Annotated in this window: 20 protein-coding genes; 3 read left to right on the forward strand and 17 right to left on the reverse strand. The window is 54.1% G+C overall.

Annotation, left to right across the window (positions count from 1 at the left end; all coding sequences use genetic code 11):
* Positions 1-356: 356 nt before the first annotated feature.
* Positions 357-1,952: an ABC transporter substrate-binding protein gene (locus tag ACO0U8_RS12045; protein ID WP_136376803.1), complete on the reverse strand. Its 1,596-nt coding sequence runs from the start codon at positions 1,950-1,952 to the stop codon at positions 357-359.
* A gap of 158 nt (positions 1,953-2,110) precedes the next feature.
* On the opposite strand from ACO0U8_RS12045, the gene pepT reads away from it, so the two are divergent.
* Positions 2,111-3,343, forward strand: a complete 1,233-nt coding sequence (pepT, locus tag ACO0U8_RS12050) for a peptidase T (RefSeq protein WP_421670856.1) — start codon at positions 2,111-2,113, stop codon at positions 3,341-3,343.
* Between the two features lie 50 nt (positions 3,344-3,393).
* Here the strand turns inward: pepT and hisP are convergent, their stop codons facing one another.
* The 15 genes from hisP to ACO0U8_RS12125 all read right to left on the reverse strand — a co-directional run bounded on the left by hisP (position 3,394) and on the right by ACO0U8_RS12125 (position 17,981).
* On the reverse strand, positions 3,394-4,167 hold the full coding sequence (hisP, locus tag ACO0U8_RS12055; RefSeq protein WP_056782185.1) for a histidine ABC transporter ATP-binding protein HisP: 774 nt from the start codon (positions 4,165-4,167) through the stop codon (positions 3,394-3,396).
* A gap of 35 nt (positions 4,168-4,202) precedes the next feature.
* On the reverse strand, positions 4,203-4,919 hold the full coding sequence (locus ACO0U8_RS12060; protein ID WP_056782183.1) for an ABC transporter permease: 717 nt from the start codon (positions 4,917-4,919) through the stop codon (positions 4,203-4,205).
* The gene (locus tag ACO0U8_RS12065) at positions 4,916-5,602 is read right to left on the reverse strand and encodes a histidine ABC transporter permease HisQ (protein WP_421670857.1); all 687 of its coding nucleotides are present in this window, start codon (positions 5,600-5,602) and stop codon (positions 4,916-4,918) included. The genes ACO0U8_RS12060 and ACO0U8_RS12065 overlap by 4 nt, the downstream gene beginning before the upstream one ends.
* 105 nt (positions 5,603-5,707) lie before the next feature.
* A complete protein-coding gene (gene argT / locus ACO0U8_RS12070; protein ID WP_056782177.1) occupies positions 5,708-6,490 on the reverse strand; it encodes a lysine/arginine/ornithine ABC transporter substrate-binding protein ArgT in 783 nt (260 codons plus the stop codon).
* 323 nt (positions 6,491-6,813) lie between these two features.
* Complete coding sequence (locus ACO0U8_RS12075) at positions 6,814-7,386, reverse strand: UbiX family flavin prenyltransferase (protein WP_122097531.1); 573 nt, start codon at positions 7,384-7,386, stop codon at positions 6,814-6,816.
* Between the two features lie 127 nt (positions 7,387-7,513).
* A complete protein-coding gene (gene purF / locus ACO0U8_RS12080; protein ID WP_056782171.1) occupies positions 7,514-9,031 on the reverse strand; it encodes an amidophosphoribosyltransferase in 1,518 nt (505 codons plus the stop codon).
* A 30-nt stretch (positions 9,032-9,061) separates the two neighbouring features.
* The gene (cvpA, locus tag ACO0U8_RS12085) at positions 9,062-9,553 is read right to left on the reverse strand and encodes a colicin V production protein (protein WP_034791821.1); all 492 of its coding nucleotides are present in this window, start codon (positions 9,551-9,553) and stop codon (positions 9,062-9,064) included.
* Positions 9,554-9,817: 264 nt separating this feature from the next.
* Positions 9,818-10,615 carry a cell division protein DedD gene (gene dedD, locus ACO0U8_RS12090; protein WP_056782168.1) on the reverse strand — a complete coding sequence of 266 codons (798 nt, stop codon included), beginning with the start codon at positions 10,613-10,615 and terminating at the stop codon, positions 9,818-9,820.
* Positions 10,605-11,891 carry a bifunctional tetrahydrofolate synthase/dihydrofolate synthase gene (gene folC, locus ACO0U8_RS12095; RefSeq protein ID WP_421670858.1) on the reverse strand — a complete coding sequence of 429 codons (1,287 nt, stop codon included), beginning with the start codon at positions 11,889-11,891 and terminating at the stop codon, positions 10,605-10,607. Before folC ends, dedD begins: the two co-directional genes overlap by 11 nt.
* 205 nt (positions 11,892-12,096) lie before the next feature.
* Positions 12,097-13,014, reverse strand: coding sequence for an acetyl-CoA carboxylase, carboxyltransferase subunit beta (gene accD, locus ACO0U8_RS12100; protein WP_056782162.1), 918 nt, complete (start codon positions 13,012-13,014; stop codon positions 12,097-12,099).
* 262 nt (positions 13,015-13,276) lie between these two features.
* The gene (locus ACO0U8_RS12105; protein WP_217204534.1) at positions 13,277-13,945 is read right to left on the reverse strand and encodes a DedA family protein; all 669 of its coding nucleotides are present in this window, start codon (positions 13,943-13,945) and stop codon (positions 13,277-13,279) included.
* 35 nt (positions 13,946-13,980) lie between these two features.
* On the reverse strand, positions 13,981-14,811 hold the full coding sequence (gene truA / locus ACO0U8_RS12110; RefSeq protein WP_056782156.1) for a tRNA pseudouridine(38-40) synthase TruA: 831 nt from the start codon (positions 14,809-14,811) through the stop codon (positions 13,981-13,983).
* A gap of 2 nt (positions 14,812-14,813) precedes the next feature.
* A complete protein-coding gene (locus ACO0U8_RS12115) occupies positions 14,814-15,824 on the reverse strand; it encodes an aspartate-semialdehyde dehydrogenase (RefSeq protein ID WP_056782155.1) in 1,011 nt (336 codons plus the stop codon).
* Positions 15,825-15,943: 119 nt separating this feature from the next.
* Positions 15,944-17,071, reverse strand: a complete 1,128-nt coding sequence (pdxB, locus tag ACO0U8_RS12120) for a 4-phosphoerythronate dehydrogenase PdxB (protein ID WP_217204535.1) — start codon at positions 17,069-17,071, stop codon at positions 15,944-15,946.
* A 100-nt stretch (positions 17,072-17,171) separates the two neighbouring features.
* Positions 17,172-17,981, reverse strand: a complete 810-nt coding sequence (locus ACO0U8_RS12125; RefSeq protein WP_421670859.1) for an AraC family transcriptional regulator — start codon at positions 17,979-17,981, stop codon at positions 17,172-17,174.
* Between the two features lie 137 nt (positions 17,982-18,118).
* On the opposite strand from ACO0U8_RS12125, the gene ACO0U8_RS12130 reads away from it, so the two are divergent.
* Positions 18,119-19,015, forward strand: coding sequence for a DMT family transporter (locus tag ACO0U8_RS12130; protein ID WP_421670860.1), 897 nt, complete (start codon positions 18,119-18,121; stop codon positions 19,013-19,015).
* Between the two features lie 252 nt (positions 19,016-19,267).
* A complete protein-coding gene (flk, locus tag ACO0U8_RS12135; RefSeq protein ID WP_122097525.1) occupies positions 19,268-20,317 on the forward strand; it encodes a flagella biosynthesis regulator Flk in 1,050 nt (349 codons plus the stop codon).
* Between the two features lie 36 nt (positions 20,318-20,353).
* Here flk and ACO0U8_RS12140 read toward each other — a convergent pair whose 3' ends face one another.
* Positions 20,354-20,809 (reverse strand): rhodanese-like domain-containing protein, encoded by a 456-nt coding sequence (locus tag ACO0U8_RS12140; protein ID WP_421670861.1) that lies wholly within the window; start codon positions 20,807-20,809, stop codon positions 20,354-20,356.
* Positions 20,810-20,833: the final 24 nt, after the last annotated feature.

The raw sequence follows: 20,833 nt of genomic DNA on the forward strand, positions 1-20,833 counted from the left end.
GTTTCTTGGCGGTACAATTGCGTTGTACTGACGCTTTTCGAAAAAAGATCGAGAATTTTCGGTTTCTTAACGACTGCGATCACTTCTCTTTCAGTGCCGAAACCGCCCAAAGGAGGAAAGTGCTTTTCCTCCTTTGGATTCCTCCTCGCTTTTTCAACAAGCGCTTCGCATGCTGGCTTTGTTTCAGGTATCACCGCGACAGGCTGGACATCTTGCCGCTGCGCGGTGCCTTCTCTCGGTCCTGGAGCCTTTGGTCTCCAGGCCGCTCCGTTCAGCAAGATGTCTGAATCGCCCGCCCAATCTTAAATTCAAAAGCAGAGTGGTTTTATCTTTAGGAAGTATTGATTGGTATAGCCTTATTCCTTCACATCCACCTGATAAAACACATGTTTGCCAAAGGGATCAATCTCATAGCCGCTCACTTCTTTGCGAACAGGCTCGAAGATGGTCGAGTGTGCAATCATCACTGCTGGCGCCTGGTCGTGCATCATTTGCTGCGCCTGCTCGTAAAGTGCAACACGTTTGGCATGGTCCGTGGTTTCTTTGGCTTCGGTGATCAACTGGTCGAAAGGTGCATAACACCATTTCGCAGAGTTAGAACCGCCCTTCGCTGCGTTACAGGTAAATAACGGGCCAAAGAAGTTATCCGGATCGCCATTGGCTGTCGTCCAGCCCATCAGCGCGGCCATGTGCTCGCCGTTACGGATGCGGGTCTGGTATTCACCCCACTCAAAACTGACGATGTGTGCTTTCACGCCAATTTTTGCCCAGTCCGCCTGAATCATTTCAGCCATACGGCGGGCATTCGGGTTATACGGACGTTGTACCGGCATCGCCCACAGATCGATATCAAAACCGTTTGGCATGCCTGCTTCAGCCAGTAATGCTTTGGCTTTCTCCGGCGAATAATCGTAATCCACTACCTTGTCGTTATATCCCCAGACACCGGTTGGCAGCAGCGTTTTCGCTGCGGTGCCGGTGCCACGGAATACCGCTTCAATGATTTGTGGCTTGTTGATCGCCATGCTCAGCGCCTGACGCACCTTCACATTGTCCAGCGGCGGCTTCTGCGTATTAAAAGACAGGAAGCCGGTATTCAGACCCGATTTACTCATCAGATTGATGTCTTTGTTGGCGCGCATCCGGTCGAGATCTGCCGGGTTCGGGAACGGCATCACCTGACACTCATTTTTTTCCAGTTTTGCGAGACGCATCGAGGCATCCGGGGTGATGGTGTACACCAGACGGTCGATTTTAGATTTACCCTGCCAGTACTCCGGGAAGGCTTTGTACAGCAAACGCGTGTCTTTCTGATACTGAACCAGTTCGAACGGCCCCGTACCGACCGGATTCAGATCGAGTTTCTCCGGAGTACCGGCTTTGAGCATCTGATCGGCATATTCTGCCGAGAGGATAGACGCGAAATACCAGGCCAGATCGGCAACAAATGGCGCTTCGGGGCGGGTCAGGTTGAAGCGAACGGTGTAATCATCCACTTTATCAATGCTGCCGATCAGATCGCCCAGCTTCAGGCTGTCGAAGTTCAGATAAGTGCCGCCGGACACCTTGTGATACGGGTTGTTTTCATCTTTCTGGCGCATGAACGAGAAGATGACGTCATCCGCATTGAAATCACGGCTGGGTTTAAACAGTTTACTGCTCTGGAATTTCACGCCTTTACGCAGGTGGAAAGTGTAGGTTTTACCGTCCGGGCTGACGTCCCAGCTTTCTGCCAGGCTTGGCACCAGCTCAGTGGTGCCGGTTTTGAAATCAACCAGACGGTTATAAATCGGCACAGCGCTGGCATCGACGGAAGTGCCCGATGTGTAAAGCTGCGGGTTAAATTGTTCCGGCGAACCTTCTGAACAATACACCAGCGTTTTTGCCGAAACGCCGCCCGTGATCGCTAACGCCAGTAACCCTGTGCTTATTTTTAAAATGTTGTGTTTCATTTTTTCCCTTTTTTCCCTGTCCGGAGAGTGTTTAAAACTTCTTCATCATGGAACCCAAAGCAAAAACAGATTAACATCTGAATAACAACTAGTAATACTTTGTTATATATGAAAATCTTATAACAAGTAAACCCATTGGCGATCATTCAGAGGTCAAGATGTCGACAACAATCGCAAAACAGCTTACCGAACGTTTCTACCGCTATCTCTTCGTGACGTCACAAAGTGACGCCAGCGTGAACACCTTACCGAGCACGCCGGGCCAGCATGACATGGCGCGGTTACTGGCTGAGGAGCTGCATCAGCTCGGTTTAGAAAACATTCAGATTGATGAATATGCGACCGTCACCGCGGTCAAACCCGGCACTAAAACCGGCGGGCCGCGCATAGGTTTTATCACTCACATTGATACCGTCGATGTGGGCCTGAGCGCGGATATTCATCCGCAAACGCTGCGCTTCACCGGCGATGACCTGTGCCTGAACAAAGAAAAAGATATCTGGCTGCGCCCTGCTGAGCGCCCGGAAATCCTGGCGTATCAGGGTGAAGAAATCATCTTCAGCGACGGTACCAGCGTGCTGGGCGCAGATAATAAAGCCGCCGTGACGGTAGTCATGACCATGCTGGAGAATCTGAACGCGTCGCAGGAGTATGGCGATATCGTGGTAGCGTTTGTGCCGGATGAAGAAATCGGGCTGCGCGGTGCGAAAGCGCTGGATCTTGCCCGCTTTGACGTGGATTTTGCCTACACCATTGACTGCTGTGAACTGGGTGAAGTGGTGTATGAAAACTTCAACGCGGCAGCCGTGGAAATCGACTTTACCGGTGTGACGGCGCATCCGATGTCAGCCAAGGGTGTGCTGGTCAATCCGTTACTGATGGCGCAGGATTTCATCAGTCACTTTGACCGTGCAGAAACGCCGGAAAATACCGAAGGCCGCGAAGGCTACGTCTGGTTCAACGGCATGAGCGCTTCCCAGCAGGGTGCGCGGCTCCATGCTTCCATCCGTGATTTCGACAGCGCCAGTTTTGCTGCCCGTAAGCAGAAAATTCAGGATGTCGCGAAAGAGATCGCAGCCCAGTATCCGACGGCGAAAGTCTCGGTGGATATCAGCGATACCTACAGCAATATCAGCAGCGCGATCGGCGAAGACCGCCGGGCGATCGATCTGATTTTTGCCGGGCTGAAAGAGATCGGCGTCGAGCCGAAAGTGATCCCGATGCGCGGCGGTACCGACGGCGCAGCGCTGTCAGCCAAAGGTTTGCTGACACCGAACTACTTCACCGGCGCACATAATTTCCATTCGAAGTTTGAGTTCCTGCCGGTGAATTCGTTTGTGAAATCCTACGAACTGACCGTACAGCTGTGCCTGCTGGCAGCGAAAGGGTAACCCTGTCATCCAGCGTTCCCCTCATGAGAGGGGAACGCTGCGTAACGATATTACTTCAGCGCACCTGACAGAAACTGTTGCAGACGGGCACTTTTCGGGCTGCCGAACACGTCGGCAGGGTTGCCCTGCTCTTCAATCACGCCCTGATGCAGAAAAATCACATGGCTGGACACGTGGCGGGCAAACTCCATTTCATGCGTGACGACCACCATGGTTTTCCCCTCTTCCGCCAGTTTCTGCATGATGCGCAGCACTTCACCGACCAGCTCAGGGTCGAGCGCAGAAGTAGGCTCATCAAACAACAGCACTTCGGGTTCCATTGCCAGTGCACGGGCGATAGAGACACGCTGTTGCTGACCACCGGACAAGTTCACCGGGTATTTACCCTGCGCACGTGCATCGATGCCGACTTTATCGAGGTATTTCACCGCACGCTCGCGCGCTTCGGCTTTGCTCAGCCCCAGCACCTGTACCGGCGCTTCCATGACGTTTTCAAGCACCGTCATGTGGCTCCACAGATTGAAGTGCTGGAACACCATCGTCAGTTTGGTACGCAGCAGTTGCAGCTGTTTTTTGTCGAACACTTTCAGTTGCCCGTCGGTGTCGCGCACCATGCGGATATCCTGATTGCTGACGCTGATTGACCCTTCGCTCGGCTTCTCCAGGAAGTTAATGCAGCGTAAAAATGTACTTTTCCCTGAACCTGATGAACCAATAATACTGATCACATCTCCCGCATTGGCGGAGAGCGACACGCCTTTGAGCACCTCATGGTCGCCGTAGCGTTTGTGGAGATCGAGAACGGCTAATTTGTTTTCTGACATAACGTTTCCCGCAATGGTGTCGATAGTTGGCTTTTTTAATGAGCGGACTGGGGCTTCACATGCGCCAGCCAGCGTTTTTCCGCCTTACGGAACAGACCAATCAGAACAAAAGAAACACAAAGATAAATCACCGCCGCGATCCCGAAGGCGTAAAACGGCTGATACGTCGCCGAGTTAATATCGCGGGCAATCTTCAGCACATCCGGCACGGTGGCGGTAAACGCCAGAGCCGTGGAGTGCAGCATCAGAATGACTTCGTTGCTGTAAGCCGGCAGCGCCGTGCGTAAAGCCGAAGGCAAAATAATGCAGGTATAAAGTTTAAAACGCGAAAATCCGTAGGCGTTCGCGGCTTCGATTTCACCGTGAGGCACTGACCGGATGGCACCGGCAAATATCTCAGTGGTGTACGCACAGGTGTTGAGCGTCAGCGCCAGGATCGTACAGTTCAGACCGCTGCGAAAGAAGGCGTTCAGGAAGTCCGTACCGCGCACGATCTCCAGGCTGTACATGCCGGAGTAGAACACCAGCAGTTGCACATACAGCGGCGTCCCGCGAAAAATGTAGGTGTATAACCAGATCGGATAGCGGATTAATTTATTAGACGACACGCGCCCGACGGCCATGGGCACCGCCAGCAATCCGCCGATCACCACGGAGCTGATCAGTAACCACAGGGTGATCGCCAGCCCGGTGAAACGGTAGCCATCGCTGTAGAGCAGCGACCAGCCATATTGTTGGAGGATTTCGATCATAGCTCAGCCCTCTTCACACCCAGCGAATAACGGCGTTCAAGCCATAACAGCACGCCGTTCGAAAGCGTAGTAAAGACCAGATACACCACCCCCGCCACAATCGCAAAATAGAACGGCTGATAGGTGCCCTTTCCTGCCAGCTGCGTGGCTTTCACCACATCATTCAGGCCGAGCAGTGACACCAGCGCGGTGGCTTTTAAAATCACCTGCCAGTTATTACCGATACCAGGTAACGCGAAACGCATCATGGCCGGGAAGAGGATACGGCGGAAAATTTGTGAGCCTGAGAAACCATAAGCGGTGGCCGCTTCAATCTGCCCGCGAGGAACGGCCATAAACGCGCCGCGAAATGTCTCGGTGAAATACGCACCATAGATAAAACCGAGCGTGATGATACCGGCGCTCATCGGGTCAATATCAATTTGCGTCATCCCGAGAGATTCGGTGACGCTGTTGAGTGCAATCTGCAAGCCGTAAAAAATCAATAACATCAACACCAGATCAGGTACGCCGCGGATAAGCGTGGTGTAACACCCAAAGAAACCAGAAATAACCCGGCTTTTTGACAGCTTCCCACCCGCCCCGATAAGCCCTATCACCAGCGCTAAAACAACTGACGAAATCGCCAGTTCCAGTGTCACCAACGTGCCCTGGATGATTACCTGGGAATACCCATACAGCATGGTTTTTTCCTGTCTGAAAGGATCCCGGCGCGGCCAGAAAACGGCGCGCGTCAGAACCTCAGGGAGCAGCGCACCGCCCCCTGTGGCACATCACACAGCGCGCAATTAGCCGCCGTATACGTCAAAGTCGAAGTATTTCTTCGCCAGCTTGTCGTAAGTACCGTCTTTACGCATGCTGTCAAACGCCTTGTTCAGCGCGGCTTTCAGATCCGTATCGGTCTTACGCAGCCCCATGCCGGTACCCACGCCGAAGAATTTATCGTCTTTAACAGACGGACCCGCGAACGCGTATTCTTTACCTGCAGACTGTTTCAGGAAGCCTTCGCTGCCCGCCACTTCGTCCTGGAACGCGGCATCAAGACGGCCAGAAGCCAGATCCGCATAAATCAGATCCTGGTTCTGGTAGGCCACAACGTTGATACCTTTTGGCTGCCACATGGCGTTGGCATAGGCTTCCTGTGTGGAACCCTGCAATACACCGACGTTTTTGCCTTTCAGCGCGTCCAGTTCAGGCAGAACTTTAGAGCCTTTAGGCGCGATCAGACGGGCGTTGGCGGCGTACAATTTCTCAGTGAAATCAATTTCCTGCTGGCGTTTTTCAGTGATGGACAATGAGGAAATGATCGCATCAATTTTTTTGGCTTTCAGGGAAGGGATCAGTGCGTCGAAATCACTTTCGACATACGTGCATTTAATTGCAGCGCGTTTACACATTTCATTAGCGAGATCGATATCAAAACCTACCAGCTTGCCGCTGGAATCCTTTGATTCAAATGGGGCATACGTCGGATCAGTACCGATATTAATTGCTTTAGGTGCGGCAGCGAACGCACTACCTGCGCTGGCTAAGACCAAAACCAGCGGAAGAACCTTGAACAACTTTTTCATACATTAGCCTCAGTGATTATTCATCTGTTGTGGTTGCGTGTGCGTGAATGAACGTCTTTTTATAGTTTGCTGAACGATGCAAATGGCTTTTTTGCCAGATTCTCTCATGCACGTTTCGTGCCGTTTCTTAGCGAGGGCAATTTCCCCGTTAAGAGAGTGAAAACCGGTCAAAAAATCATCAGGAATATGAAAGTATTCAGAGGTCTGAGGAAAGGATAGCGTAAGCGCTCGTTAACAATGCACCAGAATGAATCAAATTGTGATCAGCGTTGGTGCATTGTTAGTGAAATGCTAGAAATAAGTGCGTACAGGGGGGGGAAATCTCAGTGGCTGCCCTGCCATCGAACAAACAGGTCTTCCGGCAGCTCAATATCGAACTGATCGATGACGCGGTTAACGGTCTGATCGATGATATCTTCCACCGATGCCGGGCGATGATAGAACGCCGGAACCGGCGGCATGATGATGGCTCCGAGCTCAGCGGCCTGAGTCATCAGGCGCAGGTGGCCAAGATGCAGCGGCGTTTCGCGGACACAGAGCACCAGGCGGCGGCTTTCTTTAAGCACCACATCTGCCGCGCGGGTCAGTAATCCGTCGGTATAGCTGTTCACGATGCCGGACAAGGTTTTGATCGAACAGGGTAAAATCACCATTCCGGCAGTTTTAAAGGATCCGGAAGAAATACTGGCGGCGATATCGCGGGAATCATGAACCACATCGGCCATGGCCTGCACGTCGCGCAGCGTCAGATCGGTTTCCAGAGTCAGCGTCTGCCGTGCGGCATTACTCATCACCAGATGGGTTTCGACATCCGGTACGCTTTTTAACACCTGCAACAGCCGGACACCGTAAATTGCGCCGCTGGCGCCTGAAATACCGACAATAAGTCGTTTCATGAACACTGCCTTAGAAGAATGAAGCCGGACGGTGCTAATACTGACATACATTCAGGCATAAAAAAACGCGCCCGACCTGTGTGTTCGCAGGAGGGGCGCGCTTTATATGATGGCAACAACGCGCTTATCAGCCTTCGTTGTGCATCTCGAGGTTTTCAGCTTCCTGCTGACCACGTAACGCCTGAGCGTCGTCGTTGCGCAGGGCTTCGAGGTATTCCAGGTAATTCTGGTCAACGTCTTTCGTGACGTAAATACCGTCGAATACTGAACACTCAAATTTCTCGATATCGCTGTTGTCTTCTTTCACTGCGGCGATCAAATCGCTCAGGTCCTGGAAGATCAAGGCATCGGCACCGATGATTTGGTTGATTTCGCTGACTTCGCGGCCATGCGCAATCAGTTCGTTAGCACTTGGCATATCGATGCCGTAGACGTTCGGGAAACGAATTTCCGGTGCCGCTGAAGCCAGATACACACGTCTCGCCCCCGCTTCACGCGCCATCTCAACGATTTGCTGGGACGTGGTGCCGCGCACGATGGAGTCATCCACCAGCAACACGTTCTTATCACGAAACTCAGCGCGGTTAGCATTAAGTTTGCGACGCACAGATTTACGACGTTCCTGCTGACCCGGCATGATAAATGTACGGCCAACATAACGGTTTTTAACAAAACCCTGACGGTACGGTTTATCCAGGATGCGCGCGATTTCCAGCGCGATATCACATGAGGTTTCCGGGATAGGGATCACCACGTCGATATCCAGATCTTCCCATTCACGGGCAATCTTCGCGCCCAGCTTTTCACCCATACGAACACGGGCGCTGTAGACGGAAATTTTGTCAATGAACGAGTCAGGACGTGCGAAATAGACGTACTCGAACAGGCACGGATTGTACTGCGGATTCTCAGCACACATGCGGGTGAACAGCTGGCCTTTTTCGGTGATGTACACCGCTTCGCCCGGCGCCACATCACGCAGGAACTCAAAGCCGAGTGTATCTAACGCCACGCTCTCAGACGCCACCATGTACTCATTGCGGCCATCTTCCAGCGTACGTTTGCCGATCACCAGCGGGCGGATGCCGTGCGGGTCACGGAAAGCTAACATGCCGTGGCCGATGATCATCGCCACGCAGGCATAAGCACCACGGATTTTCAGGTTCACCGCCGACACGGCAGCGAAAATGTTGTCAGCTTCGAGCGGATAATGCTGGAAACGATCCAGCTCGCTGGCCAGGATATTCAGCAGGACTTCAGAATCTGAAGTCGTGTTGACATGGCGACGCTGGCCTTCGAACAGATTGCTTCTCAGTTCATGGGCATTGGTCAGGTTACCGTTATGGGCCAGGGTGATGCCGAACGGAGAGTTGACGTAAAAAGGTTGAGCTTCTGAAGCGCTGGAACTGCCAGCCGTTGGGTAGCGAACATGGCCGATGCCCATGTTGCCTTGCAAGCGTTGCATATGGCGGGCTTCGAAAACATCCTTCACCAGGCCATTCGCTTTCCGTAAACGGAAGTTATTATTGGCATCAATGGTGACGATGCCTGCGGCATCCTGCCCACGGTGTTGTAACACCGTTAACGCGTCATAAATCGACTGGTTTACCGGCATGAAACCGGCGATACCGACAATACCGCACATGTTGTCTTTTCCTCTTCAGCGCTGCCAAAACTAAAGATGTTTTGGCAAGAAACTCGACGTGCTCTGCAGGTAGTCAAAGAACCACCTGATGATATAACTGAACTGTGGGATCAACTGGGATTGCTTCCAGTCTTCACTTTGTGAGAAGCCGGTAAAAGTATCCAGGAAGAACAGCATCGCGGAGACAATCAACACCCCGCGCAGCGCGCCGAAGCACACACCTAACACCCTGTCTGTGCCGGACAATCCGGTTCTTTCCACCAGCGAACCAATCACATAGTTGACAATTGCACCTACGATCAACGTCGCGATGAACAAGATGGCAATTGCGATCCCGTTTCGAACTAACTCATCTTCGAAACGCGTGAAGTAGATGGCGAGGTAAGGGTAATAATGACTGGCAACGAAGAAGGCGCAAGCCCAGGTTACCAGTGATAAAGCCTCACGAACAAAGCCACGAATCAAACTGACTAATGCAGAAAATCCGATAACCGCAATGATGACGTAATCAATCCAGACCATTAACTATTCCAGTGTCTAATCCAGTCACGTCTACCCCGGCATCCAAATCGCTGCGAATTCTAACAGAAAAAGAAAACGTTTGCGTAGGGGAAATCTGCCGGTCAGACAAATTAATAATAGCGATTAAAAAAACCTCAATCGCAGCATAACCCTATAAAAACCCAACCTGAGGATCTTATAGAAAAAGGGCACAAATCGCTTGTGCCCTCCCTGGTATTTTTTATGTTTTATCAGTTCCCTCCCCGGCAAAGGGGAGGAGTCACGTCAGTGTGCAGAGTAAGCCCGAACCTGGCCGCCTAATCCGCTGAGCTGTTGCAACTGCGGCAACGAGGCTTCGAGCTTCTGCCTGGAGGCATCCGGCCCGACGTAGAGGCGTGTTATCTGCCCCTGTACCGGCGTTGACGGAACCGTGTAGGCACGGAAACCGGAGAGTCGCAGATTCGCCACGATCTCATTGGCTTTGGCGGCATTTTTCAACGCCCCCAGCTGCACAACATACGACTGCCCCGCTGGCGCTTTTTCTTCCTGCGCTGGCTTCGGCTGTTCTGCGGCTTTCGGTTGCTCTGCCGGTTTAGGCTGTTCAACCGGTTTCTGTTTGACGACAGGCGGTGCTTCGACCATCGGTTTAGGCTCGATCGTCTTAGGCTTCTGAACCACTGGCTTTTGCTCAACCGGTTTCTGCTTCGCAGGTTCGGTACGCGTTGGTTGCACCGTTTTTTTCTGCTCTGGCAGCGTCGTTGCCGGTGGCGTTTCTACCGTGGTATTCCCCGGCGCCACCGCGCCACGATTGGCCGCCGTGGTGTTGGTCGCGGAATTGTCAGATTCCGGTGCGCCATGCATCGACTGATCTGCACCTTCAGGCGCCTGAGCAGGCAGCGACTGCGTCACCGGCGGTACCGAATCCTGCTCCTCGACATCACCCGCTTTTGGCACCAATGGGATCGACGCAAATTCGTCTTCGTAATGTTTTTTCTTGCCGTCGAGTAATCCGGGCAAAATGATGACGCCCAGCGCCACCAGAATGACCGTACCGACCAGGCGATTTTGAAACTTACTTGCCACTGGTTTTCCCCGTATCTAAAGCATCCATTACGTGAGCGACGGTATGAAACGAACCGCAGACGATCACAATATCCTGAGGAGCCGCCTCCTGCATGGCCTGCTTCCAGGCTGACTCCACATCCGCAAACTGACGCGCCGCGGGCAGATGCGCCGTCAGTTCTTCAGCGCTGGCACCGCGCGGGCCTTCAAGCGGCGCGCAATACCATTCATCCACCTGCGGGGACAGACACGCCAGCGTACCGGCAATATCTTTATCTGACAACATGCCGACGACGGCCCGTACTTTCCCGCCATGGCGTGGCTGTTCAGCTAAACGCCCGGCCAGATAGGCAGCAGCGTGAGGGTTATGCGCAACGTCGAGGATCAGGCGCGGTGATTCGCTCACGGTCTGGAATCGTCCCGGCAGCGCCGCACGCGTCAGGCCACTGCGCAACGCCTCAGCCGGGATCTCCAGCGGCGAATAATGCAGGGCTGCCAGTGCCGTCGCCGCGTTGGCTAAGGGAACGTTTGGCAACGGCAGAGCCTCCAGAACGGTGGTTTCCGCCCCTTCCTGCAACGCCGCCCAGCGCCAGCTGTCAGAACCGGCGGTAAAATGCCACTGGCTATCACGACGGAAGAGATCGGCATTTTTTTCCTGCGCCACATCCGCAATCGACTGCGGCATATCCGGCTCACCGACCACCGCCGGTTTACCCGAACGGAAAATGCCGGCCTTTTCGCGGCCAATGCTTTCGCGGTCTGACCCCAGCCAGTCCGTGTGATCCAGCGCGATGCTGGTCACCACGGCAACCGTGGCATCAACAATATTGGTGGCATCCAGACGACCGCCCAGCCCGACTTCGAGGATCACCACATCCAGCTTAGCCTGCTTAAACAGCTGCAAAGCAGATAAAGTGCCGTACTCGAAATAGGTCAGAGAGATATCGCCACGCCCGGCTTCAAGCTGCGCGAAAGAGGCGCAGTGTGCCGCTTCGGGCAACTCGTCGCCCTGAATACGCACGCGCTCGGTATATCGCACCAGATGAGGAGAACTGTAAACGCCGACACGGTAACCCGCCGCCATCAGAATCGATTCCAGCGTGGCGCAGGTGGTGCCTTTGCCATTGGTACCGGCCACGGTAAAGACCAGCGGCGCAGGTGTCAGTAAATCGAGTTTGGTGGCGACTGCGCTGACGCGGCTAAGGCCGAGTTCAATCGCCTGAGAATGGAGATGTTCGAGATAATAAAGCCACGTGGCCAAAGGCGACGTGGCTTGAGGGATAAGTTGATTTTGCATGAGCCCCGTTCAACCTGCATTAGGTTCACTTCGACACTACATCACCAGACTGTGACAGCAGGCAATGCCCTCTTTTTCAGATACTGCTGAAAGAGTAAAAGCACGGCCTGCCAGTCCTGAGCGATAACAGCTTGACGGCGACAGCTTGGGCGGCACAACGATGAGTGGCCGCCCTGAATAACTGACCGGCTTTTACTCTGATCGATCAGGCATCCTGATGATTGTCAGCGGCAGAGCCGTTGACCGCTGCCGGCACCTCAGCCACACGTGGCTCAGGTTGTCCGGTGAGCTTCGCCAGAACGCTGCCCAACTTGGCACGCAGATCCGGGCGACGGACGATCATATCGATCGCGCCTTTCTCAATCAGGAATTCACTGCGCTGGAAACCAGCAGGCAGTTTTTCACGTACGGTCTGCTCGATAACGCGCGGGCCGGCAAAACCAATCAGGGCTTTTGGCTCAGCCACGTTGATATCACCCAGCATCGCCAGGCTGGCAGAAACGCCGCCCATGGTCGGGTCAGTCAGCACAGAAATGTACGGCAAACCGCGTTCCTGTAATTTCGCCAACGCCGCACTGGTTTTCGCCATCTGCATCAGCGACATCAGCGCTTCCTGCATACGTGCGCCGCCACTGGCTGAGAAACACACCAGCGGGCAGTTATCTTCCATGGCCTGTTCAACGGCACGGACGAAACGAGCCCCGACCACTGACGCCATGGAACCGCCCATGAACGCAAACTCAAACGACGCCACCACGATCGGCATACCAAACAGCGTGCCTTTCATAACAACCATCGCGTCTTTTTCGTTGGTTTCTTTTTGTGCAGCAACCAGACGATCTTTGTATTTTTTGGAATCTTTAAACTTCAGAACATCTTTAGGCTCAAGCTCGCTACCTAATTCAACCTCACTGCCCTCGTCCATGAAAGTGGACAGACGCATACGCGCAGACATACGCATATGGTGGTCGCACTTAGGGCAAACCATGAGGTTGCGCTCGAGCTCGGCGCGGTAAAGTACCTGTCCGCAGCTGTCACATTTAGTCCAGACGCCCTCAGGAATGCTTGCCTTACGGGTTTGCGAGTCAGTGCTCTTACTAAGAATTCGTTCAATCCAGCTCATCGATAACCTTTCTGTTTGAACCCGGCCAAAGCCAGTCCGCTGTTCATGCAGTAACAAGTCCCCTGAAACCTACCCAAAAATGTCTGTGTCCGGCGTGATAAAAAACCTCACACGCCGCATCACAGAAGGGTTGTTCGCAGGAACAGACCATAAATTGTCGCTCATTAAACCATAACAGCCAGAGACTGTGGATAAAAAACTGGTGAGTCTGCGGGTTTAATGACCGTCAATATCCTGTTAATTGATAAAAATTGTCACGGGATCACCCCTGATGACGTTTCTCTTTCGCCGCTGCGCGTTTGTGCCGCCAGATTTCAATCACACCCGGCAGGATGGAAACCACAATGATGCCGACGATCAGTAATTTCAGATTTTCCTGAACAATCGGAAGATCGCCGAAAAGGTATCCAGCATAGGTAAACAGCAGCACCCAAACTAACGCACCAATCACGTTATACGCAGCGAAATGACGATAAGACATATGCCCCATGCCCGCGACAAACGGCGCAAATGTCCGGACGATCGGCACGAAGCGCGCCAGAATAATCGTTTTGCCGCCATGTTTCTCGTAAAACTTATGCGTCTTGTCCAAATAACTGCGACGGAAAATCTTCGAATCCGGGTTACTGAACAGACGCTCACCGAACACCCGCCCGATCGTATAGTTCACCGCATCGCCCACAATGGCAGCAATCGCCATCAGGAACACCATCAGATGGACGTTAAGGTCATTGCCCGGCAACGCGGCAAGCGCGCCTGCGACAAACAGTAATGAATCGCCCGGCAGGAAAGGTGTCACCACCAGGCCGGTTTCACAGAACAGGATCAGGAACAAAATCCCGTACACCCAGGCGCCATACTGCGCGACCAGCTCCGCTAAATGCACATCAATATGTAGAATAAAATCGATCACAAACTGAATGAAACCCATTTGATTTCCGTCCTTTTTTACACCATCAATGGTTCTTAATCTTCTAAGAACAGCGGCCCCATATTGACCTGGGGTAATGCAAATTTCTCGGGGTAATCCACAGAAACCAGATACAAACCTTCGGCTTTTCCGGTCGCCGCGGCCAGATTGCGATCTTTCGCCGCCAGCAGCTCTGCCATCCAGCTCACCGGCTGATTCCCCGCACCAATTTCCACCAGACTGCCGACAATATTGCGCACCATATGATGCACAAACGCGTTCGCCTTGATGTCCACCACAACATAATTACCGTGGCGTGTGACATTCAGGTGCACCATGTAGCGCCACGGCGTACGCGACTGACACTGCGACGCACGAAACGATGTGAAGTCGTTTTCACCCAGCAACGCCTGACCGGCGAGCTGCATTTTTTCCACGTCGAGCGGCATGTGAACGTGCGTCACACCGGTGTGCAAAATCGCCGAACGGTAGCGATGATTGTAGATAACATAACGATAACGGCGGGCGGTGGCGCTGAAACGGGCGTGAAAATCTTCCCCGACGTTGGCACACCAGCGTACCGCAATGTCTTTCGGCAGGTGCGTGTTCACGCCCATTGTCCAGGCCGCATCGTTACGCATCACCGGCGTATCGAAATGGACCACCTGACCGGTGGCGCTGACGCCCGCATCGGTACGCCCTGCGCAAAACACCACAATCGGCGAATCCGCCACACGGCTCAGTGATTTCTCCAGACATTCCTGAACGCTGGCGGCTCCCTGCTGACGCTGCCAGCCGAAATATGCGCTGCCGTTGTACTCAATACCTAACGCAATGCGCCCCACTACCGGGGCCGCACTGACGTCAGAAATAACCTCGTCGGACATAATCAGTACCAGTACTCATTGATCAGTTTTTCTGCGGTTTCCACCGCCATCAGGGCACCGCCGAAACGCACGTTATCCGCCACTGACCAGAATTGCAGTAATTCAGGCACGCCATAGTCATTACGCAGACAGCCAATGCTCAGATTGGCATTGCCGGACGCATCACTGACCTGGGTCGGGAAATCGTCTTCATCGCTCAGGGAAATATCGTCGATGCGTTCAAGTTCCGCGCGTGCTTCGTCTGCAGAGAGCGGGCGCAAACCTTCCAGATGCACTACCTGCGCGTGACCGTAAAACACCGGCGATTGCACGCAGCTGACAGAAATTGGCAAACCGTCGTCCTGCAAGACCTTACGCACCTGATCCACCAGACGACGTTCCTGCAACACGCTGCCCTCTGCATCACTCACCAGCGGCAACAGGTTAAACGCCAGTTGCTTACTGAAGATGCCTTCCTCTGCCGGAATACCGTTCAGCAGGCGCGCACTTTGCCCGGCTAAATCATCCACCGCCGCTTTACCCAGCGCAGACACGGAGAGCAGTGACGTCACATGCAGACGCGATAAACCAGCCTGTTCGGTCAGCGGTTTGATGGCGGTCAGCAACTGACTGGTCAGGCTGTCAGCCACGGCCACGATATTACGGTTACGGTAATGGGACAGCGCGTCCGGATTCACGCCCGGCACCACCAGAGGAATGTCGTTTTCCAGCGAGAACAGGCCGCTGCTGTCGATAACCAGACATCCCTGATTCGCCGCTTCTTCAGCGTACAGTGCCGAGGCTTCGCTGCCCGCGACAAAAAACGCCAGCTGAACCTGCGACCAGTCGAATTCAGACGCCAGCTGCACGCGCAGGCTTTTGCCATTGAAACGCACGGTCTGACCGGCGCTGCGCTCACTGGCCAGCGGGAAGAGCTCACCAACCGGGAACTGACGTTCAGCCAATAATTCCAGTAACGCATCACCGACTGCGCCCGTTGCGCCAAGCAGCGCAATATTCCAGCCATCAGACATGTTGGTTTTCTCCAGAAATAAAAGTGCAAAATACAAAGGGGCGATGAATGATCACCGCCCTGCTTTCGAAATCGTTATCAGATTACTGTATGTGAAAAAGCTTAAGGCCGCGTTAAGCCTCAGCCCATCTGCGTGGTAAAGCCCAGCTTTTTCAGCATCTCCGCGGTGGCCGGATCGTCACATATCACCCGTAAAGATGACCACTCGCGACGCTCTTCATAGAACTTACGCAGTTTGTCGAATTCACCCGCTTTTCCGGCGACACGGCGCAAAGGCCGGTCATCGCGGCGCACATCATACACTAAGTGAATAAGACGCAGCAGTTTGGCTTCACTCAGTGCACCGCGCAGCGTGACTTCAGCAAATTCTGGCGGCGGTAACAGCGAGGCCAGCGCCACGGTTTGCGGCTGACCGATAAACTGACTGAATGCCTCAAACACCTGCGTGGTGCCGCGCGCCTTGCCTTCCAGGCTGTAGCCTGCGATATGTGCCGTGCCGATAGCCACTTTTTCAAGCAGCGCCAGCGATAAATCAGGCTCCGGCTCCCAGACGTCGAGCACGGCGGTCAGCTTTTTCGTGCCGTTCAGCGCATCGAGCAGCGCGGCGTTATCCACCACTTCGCCACGACAGGCGTTGATCAAAATACGGTCAGCCGGCAGGCGCGCCAGCAAATCGGCATCCACCAGATGATGGGTCGCGTAAGGGCCGGACGGGTTGAGCGGCGTGTGGAAGGTCAGAATATCAGCGTCGGTGACCAGTTTTTCCAGCGGCCAGAATTCCCCTTCATCACCGCGATCGGCACGCGGGGGGTCGCATAACAGGGTGCGGACACCCAGCGCTTCCAGACGGGCATTAAGGCGTGAACCGACGTTACCCACGCCGATAATCCCGACGGTTTTATCGCGCAGCTGGAAACCATCGCGCTCTGCGAGGATCAGCAGTGAGGAGAACACATATTCAACCACCGCAATGGCATTACAGCCCGGAGCGGCTGAGAAACCGATGCCCTGCGCAGCCAGCCAGGCATCATCAACGTGATCGGTCCCCGCTGTGGCTGTACCGACAAATTTCACCGGTTTGCCCGTCAGTAAACTTTCGTTCACCTTGGTCACCGAACGCACCATCAGCGCATCGGCATCGTTGAGCGCATCCTGCGGAACAGGACGGCCGGGAACAGCCTGCACAGTGCCCAGCCGGCTAAACAGCTCAACGGCATACGGCATATTTTCATCAACCAGGATTTTCACGTTTGACTCCGGCAACACGGCCTAAAGAAAGAATAGAAAATAAAGAAGACAGGGATTTTGCCACGTTCGTGGCGTTGATCCCAACTTTCAGGGCACAACTTTACCTGTCGTTACGAAAACGCTGCGGGGTGGTGCCGGAAATTTGCTGGAACATGGTGATGAACGCCGAAGACGAGCTGTACCCCACATCGTGAGCAACGTCCTGCACATTTTTTCCCTGCTCAAGTAACGAGATAGCGTGTAAAAAACGCAACCGCTGACGCCATTCTGCAAAACTCATCCCCAGTTCCTGCTGGCAGCGGCGCGACAGCGTCCGTTCAGTGGTGTAAATCTTTGCCGCCCATTGCGCCAGCGGTGTGCTGTCAGCCGGATTCTTTTCCAGTGCACTCAACACCTGCGACAACAATTTGTCTTCCGACGTCGGCAGATAGGTGTTTTGCCGGGGGGCCAGGCTGATTTGATCCAGCAATACGCGGCACATGCGCAGGTCTGTCTCCGTCTCCGGTGCCGTGAGTTTTCGCGAAAAACAGTCATCGGCAATCGCATTAAAAATCGCGGTGGGCGTTAACAGACAGGGCGCAGACGGCAGATTTTGGTCCAGTTCGGGAGCGATATCGATGGCGCAAAACCGCGTCGTTTTGCGGTTATAACTCGAGTGCTCGGTGCCCGCCGGTAACCAGATGGCAAATTCGCGCGGCGCCAGATAGCGCTGCCCGGCCACCAGCATGGCGAGCACACCGGATTTGACGCAGATAATCTGGCTCCACGGATGCGAATGGCGCACATACTCCGAGTTGCCTGCCACGACTTCGCCGCGAAACAGCAGCGTGGTCGGCATTTTCTCCGGCAACGGCGGATAGTAACGTGGAGGCGGTGATGTGCGCTGAGCCGTGCCGCGTGGTGATGCCATAAAAGCCTTTTGTCTGTGACGGAAATCCCGCGCCAGCAGGTTGTCTGAATTACGCGAAGGGTTGTCTGATTATCGTTATATATAACAAATAAGACAATCGTACACTGGCGCAACGATTTACTTAGGGATGATTTGTCATGAATGTACTTTTTCCGCTGATGGCCGTGTTGATCTGGTCACTCAATGCCGTGGTCAGCAAGGCTTCCGCGACCGCCATTGATCCTGCTGCCATTTCTTTTTACCGCTGGCTGCTGGCGCTGCTGACACTGACACCTTTTGTCTTGCCCGGCCTGCTGCGTAACTTTCAGGCGGTGAAACAATACTGGTGGAAACTGCTGATCCTCGGCCTGCTGGGGATGGTGCTTTATCAAAGCCTGGCCTATTACGCCGCACACAGCGTCAGTGCGTTGTTCATGGGGATACTGAACTCGCTGATCCCGCTGCTGACCGTGGTGATCAGTCTGTTCCTGCTGAGCGTGGTGCCCACTGTCGGTATCGCACTGGGCTGCATCATTTCTTTCGCCGGTCTGGTGTGGCTGGTCAGTGCGGGCGATCCGGCGCAACTGCTGCAACATGGGATTGGCAAAGGCGAGCTGATGATGTTTTGCGCCTCCGCGGCCTACGCGCTGTATGGTGTGCTGACCAAGCGCTGGGCGATCCCGCTGCCTAACTGGCAATCGCTGTATGCACAGATCATTTTTGGCGTGTTATTGCTGCTGCCCAACTTCCTGCTGGCGAACGACTTCAGCCTGACGGTGCACAACATTCCGCTGGTGCTTTTTGCGGGGATTCCGGCCTCGATCATTGCGCCCTTTTTGTGGATCCAGGGCGTTATTCGCCTCGGTGCCAACAAAGCGTCCATTTTCATGAACCTGTCGCCGATTTTCACCGCCATTATCGCGGTGCTGTTCCTGCATGAGCATTTGCAGAGTTATCACATTATCGGCGGCGGCATTACGCTGGCCGGGGTGGTGATCGCCCAGCGGCTGCGCAAACCGCTGTTTGGCGGCGCCTGCCCTCCCGCAGAGAAATAACGCCACTGAACGTCACTGCTCTGCGCGAAAATCAGCAGAGCAGTGACTGATTTTTCGCTTTCGCGCCCCGCCAGACGTTTTTAACGCCCGTTTTGATAAATAATATTTCTAAGAATAGTCATCAGCCTGCCATTCACGGTGTCGATTAATAAACTTTGCAGGTATGATGAGGCGCTTCTGCGCTCTTGCGCCGCGCTTTGACTTTTCTTCCAGGTTCAGGCGACGTTTTAATTTCCAGCGAAGGACGGTGATATGCAACCTTTGAGCGGCCCGGGCATGCCGGTTGGCGACAACAGAACACAGCCTCAGGGTCAGACCGTTCCTGCTCAATCGGGTGGCGAACTGCCATTAACCCCGGCGCAGCGAACCACGCTGGAAAAGCTGATCGTAAAGCTGATGGCGCTGACGCCGATTAAATCTGCGGAGATCTGGGCCAACCTGCGCCACGACCTCGCTTTGCCGCATGACGCAGAGATCACCTCGTCGCAATTTCCCCAGGCGCAGACGCTGCTGCAGGGAAAACTGACGCAGGCACAGGACAGCCACGCTTCGCGCCAGCTGATGCTGCAATTGACCGAGCTGCTGCCGCAGGGCAACAATCGTCAGGCGGTCAGCGATTTCATCCGTCAAAGTTTTGGCCACACCGTGCTCAGCCAACTGACCCACCCGCAGTTGCAACAGGTGTTGGATCTCATTCAGACACGCCAGATGAATATTCCGCAGCCGCAGCAAACACCGGTCACCGATCGTCCTTTGCTGCCTGCCGAACACAATAACCTGCAGCAACTGGTCACCCGTCTCAGTGCGGCCACCGGTGAAGCGCCGGTGAAAGTGTGGCAGGAGCTGTTCAATCTGGTGGGCGTCAAAGTCGGTGATGCCATACCGGCGAAACACTTCCAGCTGCTGAGCCAGTTTATGCAGGTGAAAGCCTCACTGAGCCAGCAAACAACGCCACCGACGCTGACGACCCTGCTGAGCGTGCTTAAACAACCCGCCACAACGCAGGAAATTCGTCAGCTCACCGAATACGTGGAAAACCGCTTCAACGCGACGTTATCATCGCCCCTCACTCCGGTGCAGGTGAATGACCTGATTGGCGTACTGTTCAGCCAGCGCGTGGATCGCACGCCGCGCAGTGAAGAGATTGATGATCACTTCACTACCACGACGCGCACCGATCCCCAGCCGATCATGAATCCGCTGGTTGCGATGTTGCCGCCTTCCATGCAGGCGCTCGGCGGCAAGCCGCTGCTGTTTATCGCCTTTGTGGTGATTGTGCTTTTACTCTGGGCGCTGTTTTAAGCCCGCTTCGCTCCTGAACCTGCAAGGGTTCAGCACTCAGGCACAGCCGCAATCTTTCCGGGCGACGTGACGGGAATAGTCTCCCCGTTCCTCGCCCGTTGCCAGCGGATGCCGGTCGCGGATCCAGAAATCCAGCCCGCCAATCATCTCTTTTACCCGAAATCCGAACTTAGCCAGCTTGTACGCGCCCTGTGTAGAACCGTTACAGCCAATCCCGTCACAATAAGTCACATACACCACCTCTTTGCTAAGGGCAGCCGTGCTCTCAGCGGTCATCAGTTTATGTGGAAAACTCACCGCCCCCGGCACGTGCCCGCGTACATAATATTCAGCAGAACGGGTATCAATAACCACAATACCGGTGATGCCATTTTGCAAATCTGCGGCCACATCGGCTGCGTCGGTGTAAAAACTCAGTTTTGACAGCAAATATGCAGCGCTGACTTCCGGTGACGGTGGCTCAAAAGCCAGAACATACGATGAATGCGACATATCTTCTCCTGTGAGATTTTCTTT

The organism is Rahnella sp. EDr1-12 (assembly GCF_049206505.1).
Lineage (GTDB): Bacteria > Pseudomonadota > Gammaproteobacteria > Enterobacterales > Enterobacteriaceae > Rahnella > Rahnella rivi.